The organism is Spirillospora sp. NPDC046719 (genome assembly GCF_040645715.1).
Lineage (GTDB): Bacteria > Actinomycetota > Actinomycetes > Streptosporangiales > Streptosporangiaceae > Spirillospora.
Genome location: NZ_JBEYYT010000493.1, coordinates 1 through 6331, shown reverse-complemented (window position 1 = coordinate 6331; position 6331 = coordinate 1). Strand labels below are relative to the sequence as shown.

Here is a 6331-nt window from a genome sequence, read left to right as displayed (position 1 = left end):
GGCGGCGCCGACGTGGCCGGGCTGAACGCCACGGTCTGCGGCGCGGGCCTGCTCGGCCTGCTGGCGACCGCGATGCTCGCCGGGCGGGACGCGGCGGTCACGGCCGTCGACCCCGATCCCGGACGCCGCGCGACCGCGATGCTGATGGGCGCCGCGAACGCGGTCGGTCCCGCCGACGAGCCGCCGCCCGCCGATCTCTACATCGAGCTGTCCGGGGCGCCCGCCGCCGCCCGGTCCGCGGTGGCCCGCACCGCGACGGGCGGGACCGTCGTGCTCGCCGGGACCGTCTCGCCCGGCGCGCCGCTGGACTGGGAGGCGCAGGACCTGGTGCGGGGGCTGCTCACGGTGCGGGGCGTCCACAACTACGCACCCGCGGACCTCGCGGAGGCCGCCGCCTGGACCGAGTCCGCCGCCGCCCGCCTGCCCGTCGAGGCGCTGCTCGGCGCCGTCCACCCGCTGGACGACCTGGACGCCGCGCTCGCGGAGGCGGCGCGGTCCGCCTCGATACGGGTGGGGGTCGCCCCGCGCGCGTGAGCGGAAATCGATGCGGGCCGCCGGGTGTTGCAGTGGGGCAACCGTCCTTGAGAAAGGTGTCCCATGCGTGTCGAGATCTGGTCCGACGTCATCTGCCCCTGGTGCTACATCGGGAAGCGCCAGTTCGAGCGGGCGCTCGGCGGGTTCGAGCACCGCGACCAGGTCGAGATCGCCTACCGGGCGTTCCAGCTCGACCCGTCCTACCCGGCCGGGAAGACCGAGGACGTGGCGGACATGCTGGCCGCGAAGTTCGGCATGGCACGCGACCAGGCCGTCCAGATGAACCGGCAGATGGAGGAGCGCGCGGCCGGAGTCGGCCTCGAATACCACCTGGAGGGCGGGCAGGTGGGCAACACCGCCGACGCCCACCGGCTCGTGCACCTGGCGGGCGAGCAGGGCGTGCAGGGCGACGTGGTCGAGGCCCTCTACAAGGCCCACTTCACCGACCGGCGCTCGGTGTTCGACCGCGACTCGCTGGTCGAGGTCGCCGCCGAGGCCGGGCTGGACGCGGCGGCGGCCCACGACGTGCTCGCGTCCGGGAGGTTCGCAGCCGAAGTGGAGGCCGACCAGCGCGAGGCGCAACAGCTCGGCGCGACCGGCGTGCCTTTCTTCGTCATCGACCGCCGCTACGGCGTGTCCGGTGCGCAGCCCGCGGAGGCGTTCGCGCAGGCCCTTGACCGCGCTTGGAACGAGCCGCGCTGACAGGCCGCGCCGGGGGCCGCGCGTCCCCGCTCCGTCACCCCGCGGACACGGAACGCGCGTGGTCATCGCGCTGCGGGCCGGGGCGGGCGGGCCTCCGGACGCCCGGCCGGAACGGGGCGCGAGTGCATAAACATAATCTGATTCGGATGTCGACACGCGGGGCCGGAAACGTCTATTTTTGACGAATCTTCAGCCCGAACCAGCGAGGGGGCCCCGTGCAGACTCGAGCGGCGATCCTGTGGGACAAGAACACCGAATGGAGCGTCGAGGACATCGAACTCGACGACCCCAAGGCGGGTGAGGTCAAGGTCAAGCTCGCGGCGTCCGGCCTGTGCCACTCCGACGAGCACATGGTCACCGGCGACATGGTGATCGACAAGGAGATCGCCGACCTGATGGGCTGGAAGCAGTTCCCGGTGATCGGCGGGCACGAGGGCGCGGGCGAGATCGTCGAGGTCGGCCCGGGCGTCACCTCGGTGAAGGAGGGCGACCACGTCGTCCTGTCCTTCATCCCGGCGTGCGGCCGCTGCCCGTCCTGCGCGCAGGGCCGCCAGCACATCTGCGACCTCGGCGCCTTCCTGCTGTCGGGCCGGCAGATCAGCGACATGACCTCCCGGCACCACTCCAAGAACGGCGAGGACCTCGGCACGATGTGCTGCACCGGCACGTTCGAGCCGTACACGGTGGTCAACGAGTCCTCCGTCATCAAGATCGACGACTGGATCCCGCTCGACAAGGCCGCGCTGGTCGGCTGCGGCGTCACCACCGGCTGGGGCTCGGCGGTCAACGCCGCCGGGGTGCGGGCCGGCGACACCGTCGTGGTGATCGGGATCGGCGGCATCGGCATGAACGCGGTGCAGGGCGCGGCGATGGCCGGCGCCCGCCACGTCATCGCGGTCGACCCGGTCGAGTGGAAGCGGGAGAAGGCCACCAGCGTCTTCGGCGCCACGCACAGCGCCGCCTCCATCGAGGAGGCCCAGGCGATGGTCGCGGAGATGACCTGGGGCGCCAACGCCGACAAGGTCATCCTGACCGTGGGGACCGCCACCGGCGACCTCATCGGCCCGATGATGGGCATGGTCACCAAGGGCGGCCGCGGCGTCGTCACGGCCGTCGCGCCGGTCATGCAGGAGGACGTCAAGCTCAACCTGTTCGACCTGGCGATGCAGCGCAAGGAGCTGGTCGGCTGCATCTTCGGCAACGCCAACCCGCGCCGCGACGTCACCCGCCTCCTGCGCCTGTACGAGGAGGGCAAGCTCAAGCTGGACGAGCTGGTCACCAAGACCTACACCCTGGACGAGGTCAACCAGGGCTACCAGGACATGCGGGACGGCAAGAACATCCGCGGCCTGATCAAGTACTGACCGGCCGCCGCACGGCGCCCCGGAACGGGAGAGGCCGCCGCGAGGGACGCGCACCGTCCCCGCGGCGGCCTTCGTCGTGCGCCGGCGGCCCTTCGGGCGGCATCTCCGGCTGAACCGGCGAACGCCGCGAACCGTACAACCGGGTGTGCCCACCGCGCGCGATCGACGCCGGGGCGAGGGCACGGCGGTCACGGGCCAGGCTGGGGAGAACCGACATGTCGGTGTTTCATGCGTTCCGCTCGGCGGGCGGGCAACGCGACGGCGGGGACGCGCGGGAGAACGGAGCCGCGCGGGAGAAGGGAGCCACGCCGGGCGGAGGTGACGCGCCGGGCGCGGGCGGCGCGCCTCCGCGGGGGCGGGTACGGCGCGCCGCCGGATGGGCGACGACGGCGCTGGCGTGCCTGCTCGTGCTGTTCGCCCTGGACGCGCCGGACCGGCTCGACCGGCTGTCGGCCGGGCAGTTCGTCCGGATCCCGGTGGAGGCGCTGGTCGTCGCGGCGCTGGTGCTGGTGCTCCCGGCGCGGGCGCGGCGGTGGGTCGCGGCGCCGGTGGGCGCGGTGCTGGGGGTGCTGGTCATCCTCAAGGTCCTGGACATGGGCTTCGACGCGGTCCTGGTGCGGCCGTTCAACCCCGTGTTCGACTGGAGCTTCCTGCGGCCGGGGTTCGAGTTCATCGACACCTCCGTGGGCCGCCCGGCCGCGATCGGCCTCACCGCGCTCATCGTGCTGCTGGTCGTCGCGGTGCCGGTGCTGATGGCGCTCGCGGTGCTGCGGCTGACCCGGCTGGCCGTACGGCACCGGACGTGGACGGGCCGGAGCGTCGCCGTCCTCGGGACGGCGTGGGTCGCGTCCGCCGCGCTGGGCGCGCAGGCCGTCCCCGGCGTGCCGCTGGCGTCGGGCGGCGCCGCCCGGCTCGCCTACGACCACGCCCGGCAGGTGCGGACCGGCCTGAAGGACCGCGGGGTGTTCGCCAAGCAGGCCGCCGTGGACGCCTTCCGGAACACGCCCGCGGACCGGATGCTGACGGGTCTGCGCGGCAAGGACGTCGTCCTGGCGTTCGTGGAGAGCTACGGGCGTTCGGCGGTCGAGCACCCGGAGTACGCCCCCCGGGTGGACGCGGTGCTCGACGCGGGCACCCGGCAGCTGAAGGCGGCCGGGTTCGGCGCCCGCAGCGGCTACCTCACCTCCTCGACGGCGGGCGGCGGCAGCTGGCTCGCGCACTCGACGCTGCTGTCCGGCCTGTGGATCGACAACCAGCAGCGGTACCGGACGCTGACGTCGAGCAGCCGGTTCACCCTCACCCGCGCGTTCGGCGAGGCGGGCTGGCGGACGCTCACCGTCCAGCCGGCGATCACCCGGGCGTGGCCGGAGGCGTCGTTCTACGGCTACGACAAGGTCTACGACGACCGGAACCTCGGCTACAAGGGGCCCCGGTTCAGCTACGCGACCATGCCCGACCAGTACACGCTGAACACGCTGCAGCGCGACGAGCTCGCCGCGTCCGGGCGCCGGCCGGTGATGGCGGAGCTGGCGCTGGTGTCGAGCCACGCGCCGTGGGCGTCGATCCCGCGCCCGGTGCCCTGGAACGCGGTCGGCGACGGGTCGGTCTTCGACGGGATGGGCAAGGGCGAGAACGCGGCGTGGCCCTCGTCCGGGCGGATCCGCGGCGAGTACCGCAAGTCGATCGAGTACACGCTGAACACCCTCGTCTCGTACATGCTGGCCTACGGGACGAAGAACACCGTGCTGGTCTTCCTCGGCGACCACCAGCCCGCGCCGACGATCGCGGGGCAGAACGCGAGCCGGGACGTCCCGGTCACGATCGTGGCCCGCGACCCGGCCGTGCTGGACCGGATCTCCGGCTGGGGCTGGCAGGACGGGCTGCGCCCCGCGCGGACCTCGCCGGTCTGGCCGATGAGCACGTTCCGCGACCGCTTCCTGACCGCGTTCGGCTCCACGCCCTCCGCCTCTCCCCCGCCGGCGGCGTCGCACAGGTGACGCCGGGCCCCGGGGGTGGGAGGTTGGGGAGATGAGGGCGGCGGCGGTGGCGCTCGCCGCGGCCGCGCTGCTGACCGCGATGGCCGCGGCGATGGTCACGACCGCCGTGCAGCAGACGCCGACGATCGACGAGCCGGTGTACGTCGGGGCGTCCGCGCTGTACCTGCGCGAGCACGACCTGCGCGACAACCCGGAGCATCCGCCGCTCGGCAAGCTGATCATCGGGATCGGGACGGAGGCGGCGGGCGTCCGCCTCGACCGGTCCTACACCGGCCCGCAGGAGGCGGTCGGGCAGCACCTGCTGTACGCCTCGGGCAACGACCCGGGACGGGTGATGCTCGCCGCTCGGCTCCCGATGATCGCGCTGACGCTGCTGTTCGGGCTGGTCGTCCTCGCCTTCGCGCGCGACCTCGCGGGCACGGCGGCCGGGCTGCTCGCGCTCGGCCTGTACGCGTTCTCGCCGGACGTCATCGCGCACGGGTCGCTGGCCACGCTGGACGTGGCGGCGGCCGGATTCGTCCTCACGGCCGCGTGGCTGCTGTGGCGGGCGCGCGGCCGGCCTCTGCCGTACCTGCCGCTCGCCGGGGCCGCGCTGGGGGCGGCGCTCGCCACCAAGATGAGCACGCTCGCGGCCGTCCCGGTGCTGCTGGCGCTCGCGGCCGTGCCGGTCTGTTCGGCGTCCCGGCGAGGTGAGGGCGGGACGGCCGGAACGGCGGTGCTGCGCGCCGCCGCCGCGGCGGCCGGGGTCGCGGTGGTCGCGGTCGCGGTGGTGTGGGCGGCCTACCTGGCCGTCGACCCCCGGCTGCGGTGGACGGCGCCGCCCGGCCTGCCGTCGATCGGCGGCCTCCGGGGCGTCCTCGCCGGCGCGGCGCCCTTCCCCCGGCCGTACCGCGACGGGATGCGCCTCCAGTTCGGGTTCGAGGACGCGACCTGGACCGGGTTCCTGTTCGGCCGCCACTACCAGGGCTCGCTCTGGTACTACCTGCCGGCGGCGCTGCTGGTGAAGACGCCGCTGGGGATGCTCGCGCTGTGGCTCGCGGGCGCGGCGGCCATGGTGTCGGTGCGGCGGCTGCGCCCGGCCGCCCCGTACGTGCTCCTCCCGGCCGCGGTGCTGCTGGCCGCCGCGATGGCCGGGTCCCGCGACCTGGGCGTCCGGTACGCCATCTTCGTCCCGCTCTTCCTGGCGGTCGCGGCGGGCTGCGCCGTCGCGCTCCCGTGGCGGTGGACGCCCGCGGCCGCGGCCGCCCTGGCGCTGTTCGTCGCGGTCAGCTCCGTCCGGACGTTCCCGTACTACCTGCCGTACTCGAACGAGGCGTTCGGCGGGCCGTCCAGGACGCACCTGCGCCTGCACGACTCCAACGTGGACTGGGGCCAGGACCTCGGACGCCTCGCCGACCGGCTCCGCGACCGGTACGCCGGGCGGCCGGTCTGGCTCGCCTACAAGGGCAGCGGCGTCCCGGCGAGCTACGGGATCAGCGCCGCCGACCCGCTCGCCGTCCCCCCGGACCGGGTCCGCGGCGTCCTCGCGGTGTCCGACAGCTGGATCGACAAGGCCGATCCCCGCATACTCGCCCTCATCAGGACGAGCGAGCCGATCGACGAGGTGGGCCACTCCATCACCATCTACCAGAGGCCCGCGGCCGGGACGCGGTAGGCGCCCGCGCGGGGCCTTGGGCGCGCGGGGGGGGGGTTTTTGTCAGGTCGACACGCAGGAGGTGTGGGGGCCCATCTGGT

The 6331-nt window shown here is 74.1% G+C and carries 5 protein-coding genes; all 5 read left to right on the top strand.

Translation table 11 applies throughout. The features are described from left to right. Positions 1-534 (top strand): zinc-binding dehydrogenase (locus ABZ914_RS44035; RefSeq protein WP_500200686.1); only part of this gene is annotated, 534 nt, incomplete at its 5' end. A gap of 63 nt (positions 535-597) precedes the next feature. Continuing rightward, positions 598-1236, top strand: coding sequence for a DsbA family oxidoreductase (locus ABZ914_RS44030; protein WP_500200685.1), 639 nt, complete (start codon positions 598-600; stop codon positions 1234-1236). A gap of 215 nt (positions 1237-1451) precedes the next feature. Beyond that, on the top strand, positions 1452-2600 hold the full coding sequence (locus ABZ914_RS44025; RefSeq protein WP_151545285.1) for an NDMA-dependent alcohol dehydrogenase: 1149 nt from the start codon (positions 1452-1454) through the stop codon (positions 2598-2600). A 215-nt stretch (positions 2601-2815) separates the two neighbouring features. Beyond that, positions 2816-4597 carry an alkaline phosphatase family protein gene (locus ABZ914_RS44020; protein WP_500200684.1) on the top strand — a complete coding sequence of 594 codons (1782 nt, stop codon included), beginning with the start codon at positions 2816-2818 and terminating at the stop codon, positions 4595-4597. Positions 4598-4628: 31 nt separating this feature from the next. Next, entirely contained in the window at positions 4629-6251 is a 1623-nt protein-coding gene (locus ABZ914_RS44015) for an ArnT family glycosyltransferase (RefSeq protein WP_500200683.1), read from the top strand. Positions 6252-6331: the final 80 nt, after the last annotated feature.